This is a genomic window from Stenotrophomonas maltophilia, assembly GCF_013464485.1.
GTDB lineage: Bacteria > Pseudomonadota > Gammaproteobacteria > Xanthomonadales > Xanthomonadaceae > Stenotrophomonas > Stenotrophomonas maltophilia_AW.
Genome location: NZ_RAUX01000001.1, coordinates 25,133 through 46,447 on the forward strand (window position 1 = coordinate 25,133; position 21,315 = coordinate 46,447).

Annotated in this window: 24 protein-coding genes and 1 other RNA gene; 12 read left to right on the forward strand and 13 right to left on the reverse strand. The window is 65.8% G+C overall.

The window, feature by feature from the left end; all coding sequences use genetic code 11:
- Positions 1-41 precede the first annotated feature (41 nt).
- Together D7Y61_RS00120 and D7Y61_RS00125 are read left to right on the forward strand one after the other, a co-directional pair.
- On the forward strand, positions 42-779 hold the full coding sequence (locus D7Y61_RS00120) for an SDR family oxidoreductase (protein WP_008265682.1): 738 nt from the start codon (positions 42-44) through the stop codon (positions 777-779).
- Positions 773-2,194, forward strand: coding sequence for an efflux transporter outer membrane subunit (locus tag D7Y61_RS00125; protein WP_180864454.1), 1,422 nt, complete (start codon positions 773-775; stop codon positions 2,192-2,194). Before D7Y61_RS00120 ends, D7Y61_RS00125 begins: the two co-directional genes overlap by 7 nt.
- An 81-nt stretch (positions 2,195-2,275) precedes the next feature.
- On the opposite strand, the gene D7Y61_RS00130 is transcribed toward D7Y61_RS00125, so the two are convergent.
- The gene (locus D7Y61_RS00130; RefSeq protein WP_180864455.1) at positions 2,276-2,752 is read right to left on the reverse strand and encodes a hypothetical protein; all 477 of its coding nucleotides are present in this window, start codon (positions 2,750-2,752) and stop codon (positions 2,276-2,278) included.
- Between the two features lie 5 nt (positions 2,753-2,757).
- A complete protein-coding gene (locus tag D7Y61_RS00135; protein ID WP_180864456.1) occupies positions 2,758-3,963 on the reverse strand; it encodes a PAAR domain-containing protein in 1,206 nt (401 codons plus the stop codon).
- Between the two features lie 246 nt (positions 3,964-4,209).
- Between D7Y61_RS00135 and D7Y61_RS00140 the strand changes: the two genes are divergently transcribed.
- Positions 4,210-4,473 carry a hypothetical protein gene (locus tag D7Y61_RS00140; protein ID WP_180864457.1) on the forward strand — a complete coding sequence of 88 codons (264 nt, stop codon included), beginning with the start codon at positions 4,210-4,212 and terminating at the stop codon, positions 4,471-4,473.
- 19 nt (positions 4,474-4,492) lie between these two features.
- Here D7Y61_RS00140 and D7Y61_RS00145 read toward each other — a convergent pair whose 3' ends face one another.
- The 6 genes from D7Y61_RS00145 to D7Y61_RS00170 all read right to left on the reverse strand — a co-directional run bounded on the left by D7Y61_RS00145 (position 4,493) and on the right by D7Y61_RS00170 (position 8,445).
- Positions 4,493-5,347: an endonuclease/exonuclease/phosphatase family protein gene (locus D7Y61_RS00145; RefSeq protein ID WP_180864458.1), complete on the reverse strand. Its 855-nt coding sequence runs from the start codon at positions 5,345-5,347 to the stop codon at positions 4,493-4,495.
- A 137-nt stretch (positions 5,348-5,484) separates the two neighbouring features.
- Entirely contained in the window at positions 5,485-5,730 is a 246-nt protein-coding gene (locus D7Y61_RS00150; RefSeq protein ID WP_180864459.1) for a hypothetical protein, read from the reverse strand.
- A gap of 24 nt (positions 5,731-5,754) precedes the next feature.
- Positions 5,755-5,994, reverse strand: a complete 240-nt coding sequence (locus D7Y61_RS00155) for a hypothetical protein (RefSeq protein ID WP_258010158.1) — start codon at positions 5,992-5,994, stop codon at positions 5,755-5,757.
- A gap of 87 nt (positions 5,995-6,081) precedes the next feature.
- Positions 6,082-6,786: a PA1136 family autoinducer-binding transcriptional regulator gene (locus tag D7Y61_RS00160; protein WP_180864461.1), complete on the reverse strand. Its 705-nt coding sequence runs from the start codon at positions 6,784-6,786 to the stop codon at positions 6,082-6,084.
- 5 nt (positions 6,787-6,791) lie between these two features.
- Complete coding sequence (gene hchA / locus D7Y61_RS00165; protein ID WP_180864462.1) at positions 6,792-7,664, reverse strand: glyoxalase III HchA; 873 nt, start codon at positions 7,662-7,664, stop codon at positions 6,792-6,794.
- Between the two features lie 70 nt (positions 7,665-7,734).
- On the reverse strand, positions 7,735-8,445 hold the full coding sequence (locus tag D7Y61_RS00170; RefSeq protein ID WP_345776211.1) for an AraC family transcriptional regulator: 711 nt from the start codon (positions 8,443-8,445) through the stop codon (positions 7,735-7,737).
- Positions 8,446-8,539: 94 nt separating this feature from the next.
- Between D7Y61_RS00170 and D7Y61_RS00175 the strand changes: the two genes are divergently transcribed.
- Positions 8,540-9,232 carry an alpha/beta hydrolase gene (locus tag D7Y61_RS00175; protein WP_180864463.1) on the forward strand — a complete coding sequence of 231 codons (693 nt, stop codon included), beginning with the start codon at positions 8,540-8,542 and terminating at the stop codon, positions 9,230-9,232.
- A 99-nt stretch (positions 9,233-9,331) separates the two neighbouring features.
- Here the strand turns inward: D7Y61_RS00175 and D7Y61_RS00180 are convergent, their stop codons facing one another.
- On the reverse strand, positions 9,332-11,344 hold the full coding sequence (locus D7Y61_RS00180; RefSeq protein WP_180864464.1) for an esterase/lipase family protein: 2,013 nt from the start codon (positions 11,342-11,344) through the stop codon (positions 9,332-9,334).
- 153 nt (positions 11,345-11,497) lie between these two features.
- Between D7Y61_RS00180 and D7Y61_RS00185 the strand changes: the two genes are divergently transcribed.
- Both D7Y61_RS00185 and D7Y61_RS00190 read left to right on the forward strand, forming a co-directional pair.
- Entirely contained in the window at positions 11,498-11,959 is a 462-nt protein-coding gene (locus D7Y61_RS00185; protein WP_180864465.1) for a methyltransferase family protein, read from the forward strand.
- 278 nt (positions 11,960-12,237) lie between these two features.
- On the forward strand, positions 12,238-14,256 hold the full coding sequence (locus D7Y61_RS00190) for a hypothetical protein (protein WP_180864466.1): 2,019 nt from the start codon (positions 12,238-12,240) through the stop codon (positions 14,254-14,256).
- 549 nt (positions 14,257-14,805) lie between these two features.
- On the opposite strand, the gene ssrA is transcribed toward D7Y61_RS00190, so the two are convergent.
- Positions 14,806-15,159: a transfer-messenger RNA gene (gene ssrA / locus D7Y61_RS00195) on the reverse strand.
- A 345-nt stretch (positions 15,160-15,504) separates the two neighbouring features.
- Between ssrA and D7Y61_RS00200 the strand changes: the two genes are divergently transcribed.
- Together D7Y61_RS00200 and D7Y61_RS00205 are read left to right on the forward strand one after the other, a co-directional pair.
- On the forward strand, positions 15,505-15,936 hold the full coding sequence (locus tag D7Y61_RS00200; protein WP_180864467.1) for a GNAT family N-acetyltransferase: 432 nt from the start codon (positions 15,505-15,507) through the stop codon (positions 15,934-15,936).
- Between the two features lie 141 nt (positions 15,937-16,077).
- Entirely contained in the window at positions 16,078-16,650 is a 573-nt protein-coding gene (locus D7Y61_RS00205) for a hypothetical protein (RefSeq protein WP_180864468.1), read from the forward strand.
- Between the two features lie 92 nt (positions 16,651-16,742).
- Here the strand turns inward: D7Y61_RS00205 and smpB are convergent, their stop codons facing one another.
- Complete coding sequence (smpB, locus tag D7Y61_RS00210; protein ID WP_180864469.1) at positions 16,743-17,246, reverse strand: SsrA-binding protein SmpB; 504 nt, start codon at positions 17,244-17,246, stop codon at positions 16,743-16,745.
- A 57-nt stretch (positions 17,247-17,303) separates the two neighbouring features.
- On the opposite strand from smpB, the gene D7Y61_RS00215 reads away from it, so the two are divergent.
- Together D7Y61_RS00215 and D7Y61_RS00220 are read left to right on the forward strand one after the other, a co-directional pair.
- Positions 17,304-17,729, forward strand: a complete 426-nt coding sequence (locus D7Y61_RS00215; RefSeq protein ID WP_180864470.1) for a type II toxin-antitoxin system RatA family toxin — start codon at positions 17,304-17,306, stop codon at positions 17,727-17,729.
- Positions 17,730-17,732: 3 nt separating this feature from the next.
- Entirely contained in the window at positions 17,733-17,990 is a 258-nt protein-coding gene (locus D7Y61_RS00220; RefSeq protein WP_180864471.1) for an RnfH family protein, read from the forward strand.
- 36 nt (positions 17,991-18,026) lie between these two features.
- On the opposite strand, the gene D7Y61_RS00225 is transcribed toward D7Y61_RS00220, so the two are convergent.
- Entirely contained in the window at positions 18,027-18,419 is a 393-nt protein-coding gene (locus D7Y61_RS00225; RefSeq protein WP_057496829.1) for an outer membrane protein assembly factor BamE, read from the reverse strand.
- Positions 18,420-18,522: 103 nt separating this feature from the next.
- On the opposite strand from D7Y61_RS00225, the gene fur reads away from it, so the two are divergent.
- Entirely contained in the window at positions 18,523-18,930 is a 408-nt protein-coding gene (gene fur, locus D7Y61_RS00230; protein WP_108749330.1) for a ferric iron uptake transcriptional regulator, read from the forward strand.
- Positions 18,931-18,988: 58 nt separating this feature from the next.
- Here the strand turns inward: fur and D7Y61_RS00235 are convergent, their stop codons facing one another.
- Positions 18,989-20,233: an SGNH/GDSL hydrolase family protein gene (locus D7Y61_RS00235; protein WP_180864472.1), complete on the reverse strand. Its 1,245-nt coding sequence runs from the start codon at positions 20,231-20,233 to the stop codon at positions 18,989-18,991.
- A gap of 97 nt (positions 20,234-20,330) precedes the next feature.
- Here D7Y61_RS00235 and D7Y61_RS00240 point away from each other — a divergent pair, with 97 nt between their 5' ends.
- A complete protein-coding gene (locus D7Y61_RS00240) occupies positions 20,331-21,248 on the forward strand; it encodes a LysR family transcriptional regulator (protein WP_180864473.1) in 918 nt (305 codons plus the stop codon).
- The last annotated feature ends 67 nt before the right edge of the window (positions 21,249-21,315 follow it).

Here is a 21,315-nt window from a genome sequence, read left to right on the forward strand (position 1 = left end):
CGCTGGCCGGCGGCGGCTTTCCCCTCACAAGGCATGAATCCATGAACTCCCATCAGAACAAGATCGCGCTGGTCACCGGCGCTACCCGTGGCATCGGCGCCGAGACCGTGCGCCAGCTGGCCCAGGCCGGCGTGCACACGCTGCTGGCCGGGCGCAAGCGCGAGACCGCCGTGGAGCAGGCGCTGAAGCTGCAGGCCGAGGGCCTGCCGGTGGAAGCCATCCAGCTGGACGTGACCGATGCCGCCAGCATCGCCGAAGCGGTCGAACAGGTACGCCAGCGCCATGGCCGCCTCGACATCCTGGTCAACAACGCCGGCATCATGATCGAGAACCCCGCGCAGGCGCCGTCGGAACAGTCGCTGGATACCTGGAAGCGCACCTTCGACACCAACGTGTATGCGCTGGTGGCCGTGACCCAGGCCTTCCTGCCGCTGGTCAAGCAGGCCAAGTCCGGCCGCATCGTCAACGTATCGAGCATGCTCGGCTCGCAGACCCTGCACGCCGACCCGGCGTCGGGCATCTACGATTTCAAGATCCCGGCCTACAACGCCTCCAAGGCAGCGGTGAACAGCTGGACGCTGAGTCTGGCCTACGAACTGCGCAACACCCCGATCAAGGTCAACACCGTGCATCCGGGTTACGTGAAGACCGATATGAACGGCGGCAACGGCGAAATCGAAATCAGTGAAGGCGCACGTTCCAGCGTGGAAATGGCGCTGATCGGTGAATCCGGCGCCAGTGGCAGCTTCACCTACCTGGGCGAGGTGCTGCCATGGTGATCCGCACGTTGGCGATGGCCGTCTCCAGCCTGGTGCTGGCAGGCTGTGTCAGCGTCGGCCCCAATTACAAGGCGCCGGTACAGGAGCCCGTGGTGCTGCAGGGCGCGCAGCAGCCGGTGTTCAGCACCACCTCGCCGGTTGCGAGCTGGTGGGCGCAGTTCGATGACCCGGTGCTGGAAGAACTGGTGCACGGCGCATTGTCGGACAACCTGGATCTGCGCGTGGCCGTGGCCCGCGTCAGCCAGGCCCGTGCGGTGTTCGTCGAAAGCCGTTTCGACCAGGCGCCGCACGTCACCGCAGGCGGCAGCTACGACCGCCGCAAGCAACCCGATCCGCAGCTGGGTGGGCAGCGGGTGTTCAGTGAAAGCTACCAGCTCGGCTTCGACGCCGGCTGGGAGCTGGATCTGTTCGGCCGCAAGCGCCGTGCTGCAGAAGCCGCGCGCGCCGACCTGGATGCCGAGCAGGCCAACCTGGCCGATGCACAGGTGCTGGTCGCCGCCGAAGTGGCGCGCAACTACTTCGAGCTGCGCGGTACGCAGAAGCGCATCGCGGTGGCCCAGCACACCCTGGTCAACCTGCGCGATACGCAGAAGCTGACCGAGGCGCGCTGGGAGCTGGGCGCTGGCAGCGAACTGGACGTGCAGAGCAGCCGTGCACGGCTGAAGGCGATCGAGGCGGACATTCCGCTTCTGGAAGTATCCGAGACGCAGTCGCGCAACCGGCTGGCGGTGCTGCTGGGCCAGCGCCCGGAAATGCTGACCGCGATGCTGGCACCACATGAAGTGCCGGCGTTCGCCAAGGCGTTGCCGCTGGGCGATACCCGCGAACTGCTGCGCCAGCGCGCCGACGTGCGTGTGGCCGAGCGTCGCCTGGCGGCGGCGACCGCGCGCGTGGGCGTAGCGACCGCAGACCTGTTCCCGCGGCTGTCGTTGTCCGGTTTCGTCGGCTTCCTCGGTGGCGAAGCCAGTGGCCTGGTCAATGGCAACAACAAGGCCTGGTCGCTGACCCCGTCGCTGAGCTGGGCCGCGTTCGACTTCGGCACCGTGCGTGCACGCCTGCGTGCCAGCAAGGCTGAGGCCGAGGGTGTGGCTGCGCAGTATGAGCAGGCCGTGCTGTTGGCGCTGGAAGACACCGAGAACGCGCTGACCCGCTATTCCAAGCAGCAGGCACGGTTGGCCATCGTGGTCGAGCAGGCGCAAGCGGCACGACGCGCCGAATCGCTGGCGCAGATCCGCTATCGTGAGGGCTCGGAGGACTTCCTGACCCTGTTGGATGCGCAGCGCACACAGCTGGCGGCGGATGATGCATTGGCGGCCGCCGAGGCCGAAGTCAACGTCAGCGTGGTTGGCGTGTACAAGGCGCTGGGCGGCTGGGGCCAGTCGCCGCAGCCCCCCAGCGTGGCGGCCGCGCGCTGAGTCAGGCGCTCTACGCCTGAGGGCATCGGGGCCGGTACGGGCGCTGCGCCCGTGCCGGCCTTTCCGCCGTGACCGTGCCGGTCACGGCGCCTGCCGCAGCTGGCAGGCGGCCAGGTCCTTCTGCCGCTCGCGTGGCGTATCCCGCAGGGGCAGCACACGGCGTTCAGCGCCTTGCCCCACGACGCAGAACAGGCCGCGGTACCAGCGCCGCGACGGACCGTCGCGGCCGGGTACGGATGACACCAGCACCACGCCATAGGCCTTGCCGGGTGTCAGGGCGACGCCGCGCAGCGCAGGTTGCTCATCCAGGCGCAGGCAGTGGCCCGGCGCCAGTGCCTGGCTGGTGCCATCAAGCTCGGCGGTGGCCAGCGGTTGCTCACGGCCACCACTGCGCTCGAACAGCTGGACGTGGTCCACGGTCACCGGCGCACGCTCATCGCCCGCCGATACGCAAGGCGTCCCTTGCTGATCCTTCACCTGTGCCGGTGCATGGCGCGTGGTTGCCGCACCTGCCAGGGCAGGCATGCACAACAGGGCAAGCAGGGGCAGGGTACGCATTGTGCTCATTCCTTGGTGTTGGGCAGGTTGGACACTGCGGTGGGATCGGCCAGGAAATCGGACAGCATCGGGGCCAGCGCTGAGGCTACGTTGGAGGCTCCCACCCGCGTGGCGATGGTGGCCTGGTAGGCCTCGCTGGTGAACGCTGCCACGAAGTAGTCGGCCAGGATGTCGCCCTGCTGCTCCATGTTGAAATCACACAGGCGCTTGTCGTTCGACGGCACGTAGTCGTATTTCATGTTGGGGCGGAACATGCGGACCCATTTGATGGAATAGCCCAGCTGGTATTGCCACACATGCACCATCTCGTGGATGAACCAGTGCTGCTTGTCCACGCCCAGTGCCGAATAGTCGTCTTCGTGAACGCCCTTCGGGAAGTACATCTCGCCATTGGGCGTGACGGCGGTGTTCTTGTCCTGGAATCCGAAGAACAGCCAATATCCATGGTTGTGCACCTTTACCCGGGCATAGTCGACGCTGCTGCCGAATACCTTGCGTGCGATGTCGATCTCGCCGGCAGTCAGGCTGCGCTCGTGCCCCTTGGCCTCGACCTCCACCACGGATTCGCCGAAGGCTTCTTCGGTCGTTCCGGCGCCGTCCACCGCGAAGCTGACCGTATCCTCGGCACCGTTGACGGTGCTGCAGCAGGTGGCTGAACCACTGGGCTCGCTCAGCGTTGCGCGTACGATGCGCACCGCAGTGTCAGTCTGCACGCGGGCGGTGGCACCGTTGCTGTCGGTGGTCCCGCGCACCTGCTCGCCGTTGTCCAGTTCCAGGGTGTAAGGCACGTTGGGCAGCGGTTCCCTCGACGGGGTCAGGAAGCGCAGGGCCTGATCGAACCGGCCGCTGCCGAGCTTGCCTGCCAGGCCCGTGGCGATGCCGGCCACGCTCGCCACCTTGCCCGCAACCGCCGCCGCCGAGCCTCCCGCCGAGCCGCCGCCGCCGCCCTGTTCGAGGAACACGTGGGACTGCTGGCTGGACATCAACGAGCATCCGCATGCGCAGAGATCGCCATGGCGCGCGACGGGCTGCCCGTCAATGATCACCGTGCTGTCGCCGGACACGATGCGCGTGGGGCCATGGCGCTTGCACAGGGCTGGATCGCCGATGCGCGCCACCGGTTTGCCGTCGATATCCGTCATCGGAGACCCCTGCAGCACCTGGCCACCGCTGCTCAGGGGATCACCCAGCACAATCCAGTTTCTTGCCATCGAGCACGCTCCCTGTGAATGAGGCGGGGGTTCCTTGCCGGGCTCATGCTATCGCGCAAACCACGAACTGACATTCATGAACAGGCCGCTATCCTGAGGCCCGGCGGCTCGCGGCGTGCAGCTGACGGTCCACGACATCGCTGCACCTTGAGATGTGGTGCCCGTCACGGTTATGACGCATCTGACTCTGCCTTATTCCGGGCCCGCCCTGTAATTAGTGGAGGCAGTCTCTTGGGAGGGCGGGCGATGAGCGATGACAAACGCGATACCCAGCGCATGCTGTTCGGTGATCCGGGCCCGCCCGGCGCGGGGCTGTCGGTGGCGGTCGTGGTCCTGATGGTGCTGGCGACGATGGCTGCCGCCGTTGGCTTCATGCGCCTGCAGGATCCGATGCTGGGGCTGGGCCTGATCGGCATCGCCGTGTTTCTCGCCGTCGGCGCCCGCATCTGCCAGGCGCGCGACCAGCATCAGGCGCTGTACAGGCTGTTGTCGCGGCAGCCGCGGCCCTAACCACGGCTGCCGTGCAGGTTCAGTGCTTCGGCCAGTCCAGTTCGACCACAAGCGGGAAGTGATCCGAAGGCAGCACACCGCCGATGCGGCGGTCATCGGTCAGGAAGCTGCGCGCGTGGAAGCCGCGCACCAGCACCCAGTCCAGCTGTGAGGTGGCGTTGCCGGTGAAATCATGGAAGGTGAGCCGCGGCCCCTGCGGAGCCTTCACCTGGGTGCGGGTGTCCTGCAGCAGGCCGGTGAATGCCTTGTACGTGTCGCCGCCTGGCTCGCTGTTGAAGTCACCGGTCAGCACCACCGGCAGGCCCGCCGGAAGCGTGGCCAGATGCCTGCCGATCAGTTTGGCGCCCTTTACCCGCCGCGGCTCATCCTCGTCGCGGTAGGGCAGGTGGGTATCCATGAAATAGAAGCGGCGGCCATCATCGATGCGCCGGAACAGGGCCCAGGTAACCATGCGCGGATAGAGGTTGCCCCAGGTGATGCTGCCGGGTACGTCGGGCGTGTCGGACAACCAGAAGTTGCCAGATGCCTCGATGGCCAGCACCTTGCTGTCGTAGAACACACCCATGTGCTCGTCGCCGCTGCCACCGCGTCGGCCTTCGCCGAACCAGCGGTAGCCGGGCAGATGCTCGGACAGGTAGTCGGCCTGTTCCTTCACCAGTTCCTGGGTGCCGATCACCGCCGGATGCGCATCAAGGATGACCTTGACCATCGCCGCGCGGCGGTCGGGCCAGCGCTTGCCCGGCTCGGTGTCGGCCGGGGTGCGGACATTGAACGACATCACTTTCAGTGGCGCCGGTGCAGCAGCCCAGGCGACGGCAGGCAGAGCAAGCGCCAGCAGCGCGCACAGTGCAGGGCGACGGAAACGCGACAACATCGTGGAATCCCTCCATTCCATGAAAACGGTTTCACGCAGCATGCCATGGAAGGCGAGGGCAGCGGTATGCCCGGATGGGCGGCTGGAGATGCCGGGCGGACCGTGGAGATTCCGCCCGGCAGACCGCGCAGGTGCGATCAGGGATCGTAGATCATCCCGTTTTCGTCACGGTTGTAATGCCCTGTGACTTCGCGGGTGCCATCGTCGTAGATCACGTACGACGTGCAGCGCTGGTGGAATACGTTGCCAGCAATGCGGAAGGGCACGCATTCCTCCTGGACCTCGACGACTTCGGCCGCCATCGTGGTGCCGACCGCGGCCAGTGCAGCCACGGCCAGCACGGCGGCAAACGCACATGCCGGAAAACCTTGATGCAGTCTCATCCTCACGCTCCTTGTCGATGGGGCTTACATCAGATAGGGATTGCCGTACTCGTCGACCCAGTACTCGCTGAGGAAGATCTCACCGTCCGCGTCGGGCATGGTCACGATGCAATGCTGGTGGAAGCGATAGCGCTCCACTTCAAACGGTTCGCAGCGGGTTATGCTGCCGGGCGGGGTCGGCACCCCCGCGCTCGCCGTGCCGGACGACATCATTCCAGCGAACGTCACAATCAGTGCAGCCATCGAAGCCAGTTGCAGTTTCATCAGCATCATCCTTGCTTTCTGCAATCGCGCACATGCGCATGGCGTGTGTAGCACGCGGGCCGTATCGTCGGAAGTGCCTCGCCCCGATCAGTCTTCGATCTCGCCTCGGCGACCGGCAGCGCGCACCGCCTGGGCGGTGGTTGCGACGCCCWGGCGCTGGCGCGCACGACGCAGGTGGTTTTCCACGGTACGTGCCGACAGCCCCAGCGTGGCCGCGATGTCTGCCTGGCGACGTCCGGCAGCGACCCAGCGCAGCACTTCCCGCTCGCGTGCGCTCAACCTACTTCCAGCAATCCCGGCGGGAGCTTCAGCCAGCCGGCGCGCGGCCCGGAATGCTGCAGTTGCAGCAGCTTCCAGTAGAAGGCGAGCACTGCCTGAGGCATCGATCGACGTACCGGCAAAGCTGATCGCACCTTCCAGGCCAGTGATGCCGAACACGGGCACCTGCAGGCCATGCAGGCCTTCGCCACGCGGCTGTTTCACCACCTGGTAGCGCTCGCCGCGTGTGCCCTGGCGCTTGCTCCAGAAGAACGGCGCATCGCTGTCCAGCACATGCCGATTGACCGGGCAGGCGTGCAGGTAGCGCGCAAGGTCGGTATCGCTGCCATCGCCGAACCAGTCGCCCTCGATCCAGTACACCCGTTGCGTGCCGCGCTCCAGGCCGGTGCCGGTGGCGAACACCAGCACGCGATCATAGCCGAGCGGTGCAGAGATGCTGCGCAATCCCGCACCCACCGCACTCAGTGCGCGGGCGCGTTCCAGTTCCAGCAACGCCTGCACCAGATCGCTCATCCCGGTCAGCGCCCGGCCAGCACGTCGAGCAGTGTTCGTGCGGCCAGCTTGCCCAGCGCATTGCCGGCCAGCGGGCTGTCGCCGGTCAGCAGCAGTCGGTCCTGCAGCACGCTGCCATCGATGCCGTCGTTGACGATCTGCACGCCCTGCTGTGCCAGGCGCTCACCGAAGAACCACGGCAACTGTCCAGGCATGTAGCCGATCTCCGGCGTCTGCCGGTCCATCGCATCGGGGAAGGCGCAGATGCGATAGCCGCGGAACAGCGAACCACCATCGGCCTCGTCGACGCCCGCAGCGAGCAGTGCGGCCGGGCCGTGGCACAGGGTGATGATGTGGCGTTGCTGGGCCATCGCCCAGTGCAGGACGGCCTTCACCGCGCGGCTCTGCGGCAGTCCGATCAGGGCGCCATGGCCGCCGGGGATGAACACCGCGGCATAGTCCGAATCCGCATCGAGTCCGGCGACCACTTCGTACAGCGGCAGCGGCTGGCGGAAGCGCGATGCGTAGCGCTCGTACAGACCGGAAATTTCCTTGTCCTCGCGCGGGAAGGCCCACCACTCGAACTTGGCGGGGTTGCCCGACAGCGTGGCCACGTCGATGTCGAAACCGGCCTTGTCGAGGTGGTACATCGGCAGTAGGGTCTCCACCGGGTGATTGCCGGTGGAGAAAAGATGGCCATTGGCGGTGGGCAGGTAGCGCTCGTCCGCCGCGATCATCAGCACCTTCCAGCGGCCGTCACGGCGCGCGTCGGGATAGTCGGCGCCGGACAGATTGCTCTTCGCTGAAGTGAACTGCGACAGCGAGTACGGCGACGGGAAGAAGGCGTCGCGCTCGGCCGGATCGGGGCTGGGCTGGCGGCTGGGCTCTGGCGTGTTCATGAGGACCTCCTGCGGGGAATGTGAGGCCAGCATAGGAGGGTGGGTGCGCACGCGCGATGAGGGATTTCCCTCAGTCGGATGTCACCGGTGCCTGCTGGCGCCAGGCATTCGGACTCATGCCGAACGCCCGGCGGAACGCACGGCTGAATGCGGGTTCGGACAGATACCCGACGTCTCCGGCAATCTGCGACACCCGCCGATTACCACTGCGCAGCATCTGTGCGGCCAGCTGCAGTCGTGATTCAGCGAGATAGCGCATCGGTGACATGCCAGTTGCGAGGCTGAATCGTTGCGCGAAATTCGAGCGGGACTGATTCAGGCACGCTGCGAGTGACTCGACGGTCCATGCGTGTGCGGGCCGGGCCTGCATCAACGCCAATGCTCGTCCGATCACCGGGTCAGCCAAGGCGTGCAGACGCTGGCAGTTGTGTGGACCGGACGTTCCCAGCCAGTAGCGCAGGGTCCAGACAAACAACAGGTCGAGCAGGCGTGACAGCATCAAGCCGCTGCCGAGCGTAGGCCGGGACGCTTCAGCCTGGATCGCGGCCAGGGTTACCGCCATCCAGTCGGCCGAGTTGGCAGGAAATCCATTTGGCATCCGGTCCACCCCTGGGACATGCAACCAACCGGGCAGGGCATCGAGCAGCAGACGGCTGCCCGGGCCATCGAACCCGAACGATGCTGTGGTCAGGCGAGCCGGCCCCTGCGCGTCGGCGGCGCAGGCGATGCGATGCGTCCGGCCATGCGGCATCAGCAGCAGCTCGCCTGTCTGCAGCGGCACGACGGCGGGTGCGATCCGTAGTCTGGTCGGGTGGCTTCAGGCAGCGCGGGCTGCTGCCAGCCAACCATCCCATCCAAGTGAGGAGTCCTGCAAGATGAGCAAGCCAAGCATCATTCTGGTCCATGGTGTCTGGGGCAGCGCCGCGCATTGGGCCAAGGTGATCCTGGAGCTTGATTGCCGAGGCTTCCACGACCTGCATGCCGTGGAACTACCCCTGACATCGCTGGCCGACGACGCGGAACGCACCCGCCGCATGATCCGCCAGGTGCAGGGGCCGGTGGTGCTGGTCGGCCATTCCTATGGTGGAGCCGTGATCTCCGAGGCCGGAAACGAACCCAACGTGATGGGGCTGGTCTTCATCGCCGCGTTCGCGCCGGATGCGGGCGAGAGCCCCGGCGGCATTACCCAGCAACAGTTGCCGCAGGCGGCAGCCAATCTGGCACCGGACAGCGACGGCTACCTGTGGCTGCAGCCCGACAGATTCCACGAGAGCTTCTGCCAGGACCTGCCGGCCGACGAGGCGCGGGTAATGGCGGTCACGCAGAAGGCGCCGCTGGCGAGCACGTTCGGCGATGCCATCAGCGATCCGGCGTGGCGGCACAAGCCTGGCTGGTACCAGGTCTCCAGCGCTGACCACATGATCCACCCTGACAACCAGCGGCGGATGGCGGCGCGCATGCAGCCGCGTGCCACCATCACGCTGGATGCCAGCCACGCGTCGCTGGCATCGCAGCCGGTCGCGGTGGCTGACCTGATCGCCGAAGCTGCGGCCGGCGGAGAAGACTGAGGAATTTGCGCCCGCCGCATTTCCGGCAAGCCCGTGCGCCGCCGCTGTGATGCGGCCGCGCGGGATACGCAGCGGCCGTGAGGATGTGGGTTACTTGTTCTAGCGGTCGTGCTCCTGCATGTCCTTATGCAGGATGCGGCGCAGCTCGACGATGGAAGGGGTGGCTTCCTGCACGCTGTGCCCGGACACGATCACCTTCTCCGAGTCCGCATGCGGCAGGTGCGAGCTCCAGTACGGCACCAGCCCATCGTCGGTCTTCTCCAGCGGGCCGTCGGTCTTGGCGCGCGCGATGATGGAGTGGTAGTGGACCTTCGGTGACATTGGCAGGTCGGCCACGGCACGGACGAACGGATCATCCTTGTCCAGGTTCTGGATGCTGTTCATCTGGTAGCCGTGCTTGCCATCATTGCGATCGATCTGGCCATCCTTGGCGATGGTCGCCACATCCTCCAGCACGGTCAGCGGCAGCCGCACCAGGCGGCCGATCCAGCGGCCCAGCCGGGTGCCGGCGACATCGGTGCCGCGGTGCGGCGTGGCGATGAACACTACGCGTGATACCTCCGGTTCCGGCAGGAAGGTCAGTACCGGCGCGCCCTTGGTGCGCAGCAGTTCGCGCTGTGCGGGTGTCATCTGCGCGGTAGCCAGCAGGGTCTCGACCAGATGGTCGCCAGAGGAGGAGACCATCAACCGTGCGATCACGCCCCCCATGCTGTGCCCGACCAGCACCATGTCATGCGACGCCTGCGCCTTGCCGCTGGGGTCGAAATGCTTGAACACCTCATCCAGCGTGTGGCGCATCGCATCGTGGCTCATCGCGATGGGCATGTTGGTCGGGTAGTAGAACTGCCAGACCTGGAAGTCCTGGCGGATCTCGTCGTCGCGCATCAGCTCGTTGGCCACGTTGACCCAGGCTTCAGGGCTGCTGGCCAGGCCATGGATCATCAGCAGCACGCGGCGATTCGGATCATAGGGCTGCATCATGTACAGGTGCGGCGAGTCGATGCCGCCCTTGCTCCCGAACAGCGACCGCAGCGACTGGTGGCTGAAGTTGGAGCGGGCCAGCCACAGCGCGTAGCCCGCAGTGAAGTTCGCCGCCAGCGGTACCTGTTGCCCGTGCAGGGTGACCTCGGTGACCTGGTAAGGGTCATGGATCTCCAGTTCCGGCTCGTCGTCGTGCAGCACTTCCCACAGATTCTTTCCGGAGAAGCGCAGCAGCACCGTCATCGACGGCGACGGCATCTCGCTCCAGCGCTGTGTGGCCGAAGCGCTGGCCTTCGCCGCAGGCGTCTCCGCCGGCGTAGTGCTGGCCGTGGCGCCGGCGGGGTCAGTCATCACCGCCACCAGTTCAGCGCCGAAGCCATCGCGGCGGTGCACGCTGCGCAGCGTGCCGGTGAACGACAGCGACGCCGCAGGCACCAGCTCGCTGGGGGTGCGCGTGTCCAGGGGTGAGGGCTCACCAGAGGGCGCCAGCACGAAGGTCCAGCGCCCCAGCTGGAAGTGGCTGGTTTCGCTGTGCACGCGGCCAGTGGCATACGCGTTGTACAGCTGCACGGAGGCTTCCTGCACGGCCAGGTTGTAGTAGTCGCGCACCTGTGTCTGGCGGTCTTCGAAGCCGCGCTGGTTGGCGGTGCGCTCGGTGAAGAACAGATAGCCGTAGGCCTGCCGCGCGACCTGCATCCATGCGTCCAGGCGCGGTTGGAAGTCGGCATCCAGCTCGGTGATCGTGGTCTTCGCCCGGCCGGAGGCGGAGTACTCGCGCTTGGGCGCCGGCAAGGTCATCGCGTACTGCAGCCACAGCTCGGCCAGGCTCGACCGCTTGTCTTCCTCGCGCACCACGATGCTGGCTTCCATCGCTTCGATGCAGGGCAGGCCAGGCTTGGCGCAGACGCTTTCATCGAGGCCAGCCACACGCAGGGTTTCCATCGTCGCCGAGCTGAGCTTGCCGGTGGTGAGGATGTCGCCGCGCTTGAGCGCGATGTACTGGCCGGGCGTGACCGAGGCCACCTGCACCGATGGCCCGAACTGGCGCAACGTGGCGCAACCGCCCAGGGTGAGCAGCACGGTGATGATGAGGGTCGTGCGGCCGATGAAGCCCAAGCCCGTGGTTGCCATACGATCCTCCTGCGCGGTGGCGCCACTCTAGCGGCCGGCATGTCAAAGCGGAAGATACCGGGCGGTCGGTTTGTGCCGCGGAAGCACTGCCAGCCGGGCGATTCAGGCATTCCCATGTGACACTGGAGTGAATGGACGCATGCCGGAATCGCGATGACGTGGCTTGAGACCCGTGTTCCACCGCCGCTGGTGATGCTGCTGTGCGGGGCGACAGGCTACCTGGCCAGCCGCTACTGTCCGGGCACGGCGTTGCCGCTACCGATGCCCGCGCTGCTGGCGGGAGGGGTGATGGCCGTCGGCGTGGCACTGAACCTTCTGCCGAAGCTGGCGTTTCAGCGCGCTCGAACCACGGTGAACCCGTTGCGTCCCTCCGCGTCGAGCGCGCTGGTCACGCACGGCGTGTACCGCTATTCGCGCAATCCAATGTATCTGGGCCAGGCGATTGTCCTGGCCGGCGGCATGCTGTACCTGCGGAATTTCGTCGCACTGCTGGCCGTACCGTTGTTTGTGCTGTACATCACCCGGTTGCAGATCGTGCCGGAAGAGCGGGCATTGTCGATCCGCTTTCCGGAGGCGTACCGGCGGTTCCGCCAGCGTGTCCGGCGCTGGCTGTAGTGCGGGCCGGGCTGGCATGAAGTGGTCTGGCGTTCGCTGGGGTGTGTTCCCGGCGCCCTTGCGTTCCAGGGATGACGCCCGCAGCAGCAGCCAGTAATCTGCGCCCTCCCATCCAACCTCCGAGTGCAAGCGTGAAACCACCCGTCGGGAGGCTTGTACTCGCAAGCGCACTGGTACTGGTTTTCATCCTGGTTCCCATCTGGTCCCTGGTCGGTCCCGGCGTGTGGGGCTGGCATGTAAGGCAGCCAGCAGCCTGGCAGGGCGCCCTGGAGTCATCCGTGCTCTTTTTCGCGTTGTATGGAGCGCTGAAGCTGATCCGGGGTGCTGCTCTCTGGATAGGTCTTGCCGCTGTTTCCGCCCTCTATGCCAGGCACCATGGTGTGGATGTGGCAATGCTGGCCAGCTACATCTATCTGGAGGGCATCTTCGCCTTGGGTGGATGCCTTGTTGCCCTGGCTGGAGGGGTCTCCCAGCGCGATCCGGCCCAACAGGTCATTGTCGGCATGACCGGCCTTGTGGCCTGCTCGCTTCTGCTGTGGGTGGCTTCATTGTCTGGCGCGGGGAGCATGCAGGCACTCGCTGGGATCGCCGCCGTGGTACTTGGGGGCATGTTGATCCTGCGGCGTGGTCCGTGGCTGGGAGGGATGCTGCTGTCGGGCATCCGGCATGGGGCTGAGCGCACACCGGCAGTCACGGCCTTGATTGCGACGCTGATGCTGGTGCTTTTTGCGAAGGCCTCTGTTTCCTCGGATTTCGATTCCAACTGGTATGGCCTGGCGGCCGACCGCGCATTGATCGCAAGTGGCAACATATTCCGCAGCGAAGGTCTTGTAGCCCCCGTTCACTACTATCCCAAACTGATTGAGCTGCTCCAGGTTCCCTTGGCGGCCATCGGCAGCATTCCCGCCATCATCGGCTTGAGCATAGGCTGCTGGCTGGCCACCCTGGGGGTTGCGTCACAGGTCCTGCGCGAGCTGCGCGTGGGCCGCGTCTTGCGCTCTCATGTTGTTGCGCTGCTTGCAACGCTTCCTGCGTTCGCCAACATTTCAATCACGGCCAAGGGAGACGCCTTGGCGGCCTTGCTGCTTGCTGTCGCACTGTTGGCCGTGCTTCGGCTTGGCAACAGGGGCGGTGTTGGTTGGTTCTGGATCGCGGTGGCTGCGTCGTTGTTGGCGAGCCAGGCCCGGCTGTCCAACATTCCCTACACGTTGGCCATCGGCGTGTTGGCGATTCCCGCGCTCGTCCGCTGGCGGCGCCAGCGACTTCGCCGGAGGCAGCCTGCCGCTGCGATTGCCACAGGGGTGCTGCTTGGCGCGATCGTGCTGGTGGGATTGATCACCGCGCGTACATGGTGGCTGGCGGGAGTGCCTGTTGTTGCGCCCAATGCCGCGCTCGATCTCTTTGCCGCCTGGGGCATGCCGCTGCAGTCCCCGGTGGGCCGCCTCCCGACCAGTGACCTGCTTGTCTATCTGCCTCCGGGAAAGGCCCTGTTGGCGTACCTGTTCGATCCACGGCAGTACCCGCTGCTGCAGATCCTGTGGACGGGCAATGCATGGCTTGGACTGCCATTGGTGGCGATGATCCTCGGCTGGCGGCGACCTGTTGCCTGGCAGCGCGCCGTTCCTGTATTTCTGCTGGGACTGCTGTTCTTCCCGATGCTGCTGGGGAATCGCTACATCGAAGCATCGGGTGCGGATGGAAATTACTTCATCACGCCCTTGCTGAGCCTGATGATGTTTGCCGGCTTCCTTCTCCAGCAGACAGCGTGGAAGTGGCGGGCCTGCCCCGGCGTGAGCAGGACCATGCGTGCCTTGATCTTCTCGATCGCGGTAGCGTCGGCATTGATGTGCCTGGTGACCGGCGCCTGGGGTCCAGGCACCCGGGCCTTCGATACACGTCTTGATCGCCCCATGCTGGACACGGCCTCGCGGCGTGCGGCAGCCTGGCGCGACATCGGCCTGGAAGCGATGGCCCAGCGGCTCTCCCAGGAAGCGCCGCGCACGCGCGCTGTGGGGGATGTAGGAGGGGAGGCTTTCTGGCTGCCAGTTCGGTACGAGCCCATCGACATCATCGCGCTGACACGTCCCTCTCTGGTGGATACCCCGGAGCACACGCTGGAATTCCTGGGGGACATCGCTGCTGAGTACCTTATCGTCCGCTCACCCGGTTCGGCAGGTGGCCAGGAGCGGGATCGGATTCTGCGCACTGCGGTTGATGCACTTGCTGCGGACGGGCGGGCAACGCGCATCATGACCGAAGGTCCGTACGAGCTCTGGAAGGTGAGCCCGGGGCGATGAGCGCCAGGGCTGTCCGCGGCTGGCACGGATTCCGGGGCCGGGATGTTGAATTCACACCGCATTGGCCTATGCTCCGCCTCAGGAGCATAGGCGTTCGGATGTCCGCATTCCTGATCACGCCATCCGCAGACTTTCTGCACTTCAAAGGAATGAATCGAATGAACCAGACCGGCCCCGACGCTCAGACTCCGCCCGCCATAAGTACTGTTCGCGCTGGGCGGCGCCTTCATCCTCTTTGCCATCATCGCGTTTGCGATGATGGATCTCGGCCCCGTTGGGGGCGTCATGATGTTCCTCATCATCCTGGCTGGTGCAGGAATGATCTGGCAGGGGACAAAGAACCTGAAGCGCGACAAGGTGTAGCGCCGTTCAAGCATGTTTTCCCGGCCGGCGCCGCACGGGTCGCGGCGGGCCTCTTGCGCTGTTCCAGTTCGGCGGACATGCCGTTGCCCTGGCTTCCCGGCGTGTGCCGGCGAAGAGAGGAAACAAAAAAGCCGGAACTCCTTTACGGGAGATCCGGCTTCTTGCGGCCTCGACAGGCCATACAGATGGTGGAGGTGGGCGGAATTGAACCGCCGTCCGAAGGCACTCCATCCCCAGCACTACATGCTTAGCTCACCGTTGGATCTCGTTCCCGAACAGCACGGTGTGCAAAGCGCATCCGGGAACCAGCCTGTTGTGTTCTAGTGCCGGACTGACAGGCAGCCGTCCAGCGCGATTCCATGATAGTGACTCTACACCGCGAGCATGGACACAAGCGGTTTCGAGGCTTAGGCCTTAAGCGGCCAGAGCGTAGTTGTCGTCGTTGGCAACTAGAGTTTTGCAGCTGGATTTACGAGGAAAGCTACCCCCTCGGCATGCGCCAGGCGACTTCACAACCCCCGTCGAAACCAATGCACCCCCGGTTTCTTCAAGCATTGCAAGGCGTGTGGGCCGGTACCGGCGAAAAACGCTGGAACTGGCCCTGCCCAACGTCGGCAACAGTACAGCATCCTGCCTGAACAGTCACGTCCTCTTCGCCGTGGTTCCTTGACGTGTCAGGGATTGCCCTGGAAGGGTCGCGGTCACGACCTTGCTTCCACACGGCCGGATGCATGGGGGGCAAGTGTCGCTCTGTTCCGATCATTCGCGGTGATCATCTGTGTTGGAGCCAGACCCGAACAGCCTCTGGGAACGCAGCGGGCCGGCAGGGCCGGGGGCCAGGTCGATACCATCCGAGTTCTGATGCGCAGCCAATGGAGGGGCGCCATGAAGCTTGAAATCGTAGTCACGGATGTGCCTGGCACCGAGGTGCTGGAAATGATTGGCACAGGCCTGGATCAGTTCAATCTGGACGCAGCGGGCTACGCAGACCGTCGCACGCTGGCGGTGCTGGTCACGGACCCGGTCACAGGTAAAGTGGTCGGAGGCCTTACCGGACGGACCTCGCTGGGGCTTTGGTTCGTGGACCTGTTCCATCTACCGCAGGCATATCGCGGCAGCGGCATCGGGTCGCGTGTACTGAAGGCTGCGGAGGATGAGGCCCGGCGCCGCGGGTGTCGCTCCGGCGTGTTGTACACCATCAGCTTCCAGGCGCCGGACTTCTATGTAAAGCATGGGTGGACCGTGTTCGGCGAAGTGCCATGTGACCCGCCGGGCACCTCCAGGGTGTTCCTCAGCAAGGACCTGTCGATGGCCTGAGGGCCTTGGTCACGATGTGCGTGCTGTCAATCCACAACTTGTTGTAGAGCCGCCGTCATAGCGGATTGCTAACTTCGTCGGCGCGAATTTGCGACACACTGGCGACGACCATCCGAGCCAGGACAGACACGGAGACCATGGGTGACTGATGCAAGCCAACAACGCAGCCTGCGACAGCTGGTCGGGCCGGTCGGTGCCGACTACCAGCGGCGCGCGTTGCCGCCCGGCTGGGTCTGGGCGGTGCTGGCAGTGTTGCTGGCGGCCACCTGGCTGACCGAGCTGCCGGCCACGGCAGCTGCGGCGCTCGTCGCCAGCGCGGTGGTGGTGCATTGGGCGCAGCGCGGCCGCATCCACTGGCTGGGGTGGCGCCTGCCGGGCCTGGCAGTGCTGGCGGCCCTGCTGTGGGGGCCGGAAGTGCTCTCGCAATGGTTCGAGCATGGGCTGGCCCTGGTCCTGATGTCCTTGGCCAGCCTCAGCATCGGCGTGCATGTGTGGCAGTCGCGACAGATGGCGCGCCAGCTGCAGGGTGCGGCCGATGCACTGGATGATGCCCAGTTGCTGTCGTTGCTGCCGGATGATGCTGCCGAACTGGCCCGCAGGTGGCGGGCGGGTGATGATCGCCATGCACCGGAACTGGCGGTCGTGATGCATCTGGCGGTGATGCACGCGGCGTTGGCGCCGCGGATGCGCAGGCAGGGCATTCTGGCGGGGTGACCCGCCTTTTGTAGAGCCCGGCATGGCTCGGCTCTACAAAAGGCCAAGGCAGCCGAGCATGGCTCGGCTCTGCAGGATGATGCGCAGACGCCTTACGCGTCGCGGTTGCCGCGACGCATCACGCGCTGCTTCTCGATCGCCCAGTCGCGGTCCTTGGCGGCATCACGCTTGTCGTGGGTCTGCTTGCCCTTGGCCAGCGCCACTTCCAGCTTGATCTTGTTCTTGCTCCAGTACATCGCCGTGGGCACGATGGTGTAACCATCGCGTTCGACCTTGCCGACCAGCTTGTCGATCTCGCTCCGGTGCAGCAGCAGCTTGCGCTCACGCCGGTCGTTGGCCACCACATGAGTGGAGGCCTGGATCAACGGGGTGATCTGTGCGCCGATCAGGAAGATCTCGCCGCGCTTCACGTAGGCGTACGCGTCGATGATGTTGCCGCGCCCAGCGCGGATCGACTTCACCTCCCAGCCCTGCAGGGCCAGGCCCGCCTCGAAGCGCTCTTCGATGTGGTACTCGTGGCGGGCACGCTTGTTCAACGCGATGGTTTTGTTGGCCGTCGCGTTCTTTGCTTTATCCTTGCCGCTGTTCTTGCTCATTTCCGTATTGTCTCCGATTCGGGCCCGCCCGGTCGATTGCCGAAACGTCCTGTATTCATGCCTACTATCCGCCGCAGCGCCCTGGTCGAACACTCGGCCGCGCGCATGTTCGACCTGGTCAACGACGTCCAGGCCTATCCGCGCCGCTTCCGCTGGTGCTCGGCCGCCCAGATCCTGGAGCAGGGCGAGGACCGCCTGGTGGCACGCCTGGACCTGGGCCTGGGTTCGTTCAGCACCTGGTTCCAGACCGAGAACACCCTGCAGCGCCCGCACAGCATCGACATGCAGCTGCGCGATGGTCCGTTCAAGCGGCTGCACGGCCGCTGGGAATTCCATGTCCTGGCCGAGGATGCCTGCAAGGTCACCCTCACCCTGGAATTCGAACCCAGCTCGCGCCTGCTGGGCCCTGCTTTGGCGATCGGCTTCCAGGGGCTGGCCGATCGCATGGTCAACGATTTCGTCCGCGTCGCCGACGAGGCCTGAGCGATGATCGAGGTCGAGGTGGTGCTGGCCTGGCCGCAGCAGGTGCTGTCGCGCCGGCTGCAGCTGGATGAGGGCGCGACCGTGGCCGATGCCATCGCTGCTGCTGGGCTGGAGGGCAGTGCAGACTGTCCAGCGGTGGCCGTGCATGGCGTACTGGCGCGCCCGCAGCAGACGCTTCTGGATGGCGACCGCATCGAGCTGTTGCGCCCGCTGCTGGCCGATCCCAAGGACAACCGCCGGCGGCGCGCGCGCGGCGGTTGATGCCCGCAACCCGTACCTGGGGACGGGCAGGGAGCCTCAGCGGCCCTTCTTCTTCTTGTCCTTCGGCAGGTTGCGGCCGAACTGGCGCACGGTCTGCTGGGCCAGGGCCTTGTCGTTGCCGGGGAAGTAGTCGCCTTCCCAGCGGGTCACGTTGTCATTCTCGAAGAACACGGTGAAGTTCTTCACTTCGGTACGGCCCAGGCGGTTCACGCGCTGGCTGGACGTGTAGTCCCAGCGCTGGGCGTGGAACGGGTCCGGAATGGACGGGGTGCCCAGCAGTGCGGTGACCTGCTGCTTGCTCTGCCCGACCTGCAGCTTGGCCACGGCATCTTCCCGGATCAGGTTGCCCTGATAGATGGGTTGCTTGTAGATGATGCCGCAGCCCGTGGTGGACAGGGCGACGGCGGCGACCAGCAGGAGATTGCGCATCGGGAATGGCGGTTGGGGAAATCGATCCGATGATACACTCCCGGCGTGCCACCGCGACCCAATCCGAGGCAGCTGGCGCTAAATCGCCAATGAACGGAGACCTATGGAAACCCACGACCTGCGAAAAGTCGGCCTGAAGGTGACCCATCCACGGATGCGGATCCTGGCGCTGCTCGAACAGCGCAATGCCCAACACCACATGACCGCCGAAGACATCTACCGCCAGCTGCTGGAGCATGGCGATGAAATCGGCCTGGCCACGGTCTACCGGGTGCTGACCCAGTTCGAGGCCGCCGGCCTCGTGCTCAAGCACAACTTCGAAGGCGGCCAGGCCGTCTACGAGCTGGACCGCGGCGGTCACCACGACCACATGGTGGATGTGGACAGCGGCAAGATCATCGAGTTTGAAAGCCACGAAATCGAAGAGCTGCAGCGCAAGATCGCGGCCGAGCATGGCTACGAACTGGAAGAGCATTCGCTGGTGCTGTACGTGCGCAAGAAGCGCAAGTAAGCCGATCCGACCAGCCGGATGCGACGAAACCCCGGGCCTGCCCGGGGTTTTTCGTTGCTTACGGTCGATCCACGCCATGCGTGGATGTCCCCAACAGGACTTCCAGGTCCACCGCTTCTGCCATCGCCCAGTTCCCCACATCCCCCGGATGCAGGTGGTCGCCGGAATCGTAGGCAGCGGCCAACCGCGAGGGATCGGCGGGGTCGCGCAGCGCGGCATCCAGATCGATCATCGCGTCGAACGGGCTGTCCGAACGCAGCCAGGCATTGAGCTGCCAGCGCAGGGTGTCCTTCTCCGGCCGGTAGTAGTTTTCCAGCGGCGTACCGGGCAGGGCGCCGGCGAACGGCGGCAGGGTGGCACCGACGATCCGGACGCCACGGCGATGGGCCTGCTCGGCCAGGGCCCGATAGCCCGCCTGCAGCTCAGCCAGCGTGGGCCGGGCCTGGTTCCGGGCGAACGCGGTGCCCGGCCAGCTGATGTCGTTGATGCCGATCAGCGCGATCACGCTGGCCACGCCAGGCCGATCCAGCGCATCGCGCTGGAAGCGGGCCAGTGCGGATTCCCCCATGCCGTCGCGCAAGAGGCGGCCACCGGAAATCCCGGCATTGACCACCGCCACCCCGTGTGGAACCAGGCGTGCGGCCAGGTGGTCGGTCCAGCGCTGGTCCCGGTCGAGACTGGCACCGGCGCCGTCGGTGATCGAATCACCGATCACCACTACGCTGCGCGCACTGGCCGGTGCCTCCACCTCGATACCGGTAAGGAACAGGCGGGCGGTCGTGTCGCTGGCCCCTTCAAGACCGGGGGCCAGGATCTGGTTGCCGGGGGCGATCCAACTGGTCTGGCGACCGTCCCAGTGAAAGGTCTGCAATGACGTCTGTTCCGGCACGAAGATGCTGACCATCAGGGCCTGCCGGTTGCTCGTGGCCAGTGCCAGCGGGTCACTCAGCCGTTCCTGGCCGGGTTGGATCAGCACACCGGGCTGGCCACCGAAGCTGAGGGCTTGCGGGGCCGCATCTGCCCGCGCTGCCACGCTGGCCGCGCCGATCCGCAGCGGTCGGGTGCCATGGGCATTGCTCAGCCGCACCCGCAGGCGCGGGCCGCCCAGGCTGATGCGCGCGGTCTGGCGGAAGGTCTGGTCGTGCAGCGACGCCGGTATCAGTGGCGGGAACAGGAAGTCCGCTCCCCAGACCGGTTGTGGGCTGGCCTGCCAGCTCGCCACCCAGTGCGGGGCAGGGGCGGCGCTGGCCGCGCTGGACAGGGCAATCAATGCGGTGGTGGCGAGCTGGCTGAAGCGGTTCATCGGGCAATCCCGGGTGGAGGGAAGGCCATGGTGATTCCGCACTCATCTGTGAACTAGACTGCGCATGGATAATCATCTGTGAGCTGGATTCATCAATATGGCGCGATCCGACATCAACCGATCCGGCGAACTGGAAGTGTTCGTACGGGTGATCGAGACCGGGGGCTTCTCGGCGGCAGCGCGCACGTTGGACATGACCCCCTCGGCGGTCAGCAAGCTGGTGGCGCGCCTGGAGCAACGGCTGGGCACCCGCCTGCTGCAGCGTTCCACCCGCCAGCTGCAGCTGACGCCCGAAGGCTGCGCGTTCTACGAGCGCGGCCTGCGCGTGCTGGCCGACCTGGACGAAGCCGAGCGCTGCGCCAGTGCTCACGCCGAGCCGCGCGGGCGGCTGCGGGTCAATTCCAACGTACCGTTTGGTCAGCATTTCCTGCTGCCGCTGCTGCCTGCGTTCCTCGAGCGCAACCCTCAGGTGGGCGTGGACCTGACCCTCAACGACGAGGTGATCGACCTGCTCGAGCAGCGCACCGACGTGGCGGTACGGGCCGGCCCGCTGAAGAGTTCCAGCCTGGTGGCGCGGCGCTTGGGCGCGACGCGGATGATGATCGTGGTCGCACCGGCCTATGCGCAGCGGCACGGCCTGCCGGCCGATGTCGAGGCACTGCAGTCGCACAACCGTCTGGATATTGGCCATGCGCGGGCGATGCAGGGCTGGCCGTTGTTGCAGGATGGCCGCGAACGGATGGTGCTGCCCAGCGGTAACGCCCGCGCCAGCAACGGTGATGCGCTGCGCCAGCTGGTGCTGGGTGGGCTGGGCATGGCGCGGCTGGCAGCGTTCCAGGTGCAGGCCGACATTGCGGCCGGGCGCCTGCTGCCGGTGCTGGAAGACGCCAACCCGGGTGACCTGGAAGAGGTGCACGCGGTGTTCCTGGGGCAGGGCGGCTACCTGCCGCTGCGCGTGCGCGCGTTCCTGGATTACCTGGTGGAAAGCGTGGATCTGGCGCGGCCGTTGGGGTGAAACGGGTTGCCGGCCAGCGGCCGGCACTACCGCGCGCGGTGTAGATCCACGCCATGCGTGGATAACC

Coding starts and splice junctions, on each gene's coding strand:
- D7Y61_RS00185 (WP_180864465.1), top strand. CDS start 11,498: ATGACGTGGCTTGAGACCCGTGTTCCACCGCCGCTGGTGATGCTGCTG.
- D7Y61_RS00120 (WP_008265682.1), top strand. CDS start 42: ATGAACTCCCATCAGAACAAGATCGCGCTGGTCACCGGCGCTACCCGT.
- D7Y61_RS00235 (WP_180864472.1), bottom strand. CDS start 20,233: ATGAACCGCTTCAGCCAGCTCGCCACCACCGCATTGATTGCCCTGTCC.
- D7Y61_RS00140 (WP_180864457.1), top strand. CDS start 4,210: ATGAGCGATGACAAACGCGATACCCAGCGCATGCTGTTCGGTGATCCG.
- D7Y61_RS00215 (WP_180864470.1), top strand. CDS start 17,304: ATGCCTACTATCCGCCGCAGCGCCCTGGTCGAACACTCGGCCGCGCGC.
- D7Y61_RS00130 (WP_180864455.1), bottom strand. CDS start 2,752: ATGCGTACCCTGCCCCTGCTTGCCCTGTTGTGCATGCCTGCCCTGGCA.
- D7Y61_RS00155 (WP_258010158.1), bottom strand. CDS start 5,994: ATGAAACTGCAACTGGCTTCGATGGCTGCACTGATTGTGACGTTCGCT.
- hchA (WP_180864462.1), bottom strand. CDS start 7,664: ATGAACACGCCAGAGCCCAGCCGCCAGCCCAGCCCCGATCCGGCCGAG.
- D7Y61_RS00135 (WP_180864456.1), bottom strand. CDS start 3,963: ATGGCAAGAAACTGGATTGTGCTGGGTGATCCCCTGAGCAGCGGTGGC.
- D7Y61_RS00175 (WP_180864463.1), top strand. CDS start 8,540: ATGAGCAAGCCAAGCATCATTCTGGTCCATGGTGTCTGGGGCAGCGCC.
- D7Y61_RS00225 (WP_057496829.1), bottom strand. CDS start 18,419: ATGCGCAATCTCCTGCTGGTCGCCGCCGTCGCCCTGTCCACCACGGGC.
- fur (WP_108749330.1), top strand. CDS start 18,523: ATGGAAACCCACGACCTGCGAAAAGTCGGCCTGAAGGTGACCCATCCA.
- D7Y61_RS00125 (WP_180864454.1), top strand. CDS start 773: ATGGTGATCCGCACGTTGGCGATGGCCGTCTCCAGCCTGGTGCTGGCA.
- D7Y61_RS00240 (WP_180864473.1), top strand. CDS start 20,331: ATGGCGCGATCCGACATCAACCGATCCGGCGAACTGGAAGTGTTCGTA.
- D7Y61_RS00180 (WP_180864464.1), bottom strand. CDS start 11,344: ATGGCAACCACGGGCTTGGGCTTCATCGGCCGCACGACCCTCATCATC.
- D7Y61_RS00150 (WP_180864459.1), bottom strand. CDS start 5,730: ATGAGACTGCATCAAGGTTTTCCGGCATGTGCGTTTGCCGCCGTGCTG.
- smpB (WP_180864469.1), bottom strand. CDS start 17,246: ATGAGCAAGAACAGCGGCAAGGATAAAGCAAAGAACGCGACGGCCAAC.
- D7Y61_RS00200 (WP_180864467.1), top strand. CDS start 15,505: ATGAAGCTTGAAATCGTAGTCACGGATGTGCCTGGCACCGAGGTGCTG.
- D7Y61_RS00145 (WP_180864458.1), bottom strand. CDS start 5,347: ATGTTGTCGCGTTTCCGTCGCCCTGCACTGTGCGCGCTGCTGGCGCTT.
- D7Y61_RS00220 (WP_180864471.1), top strand. CDS start 17,733: ATGATCGAGGTCGAGGTGGTGCTGGCCTGGCCGCAGCAGGTGCTGTCG.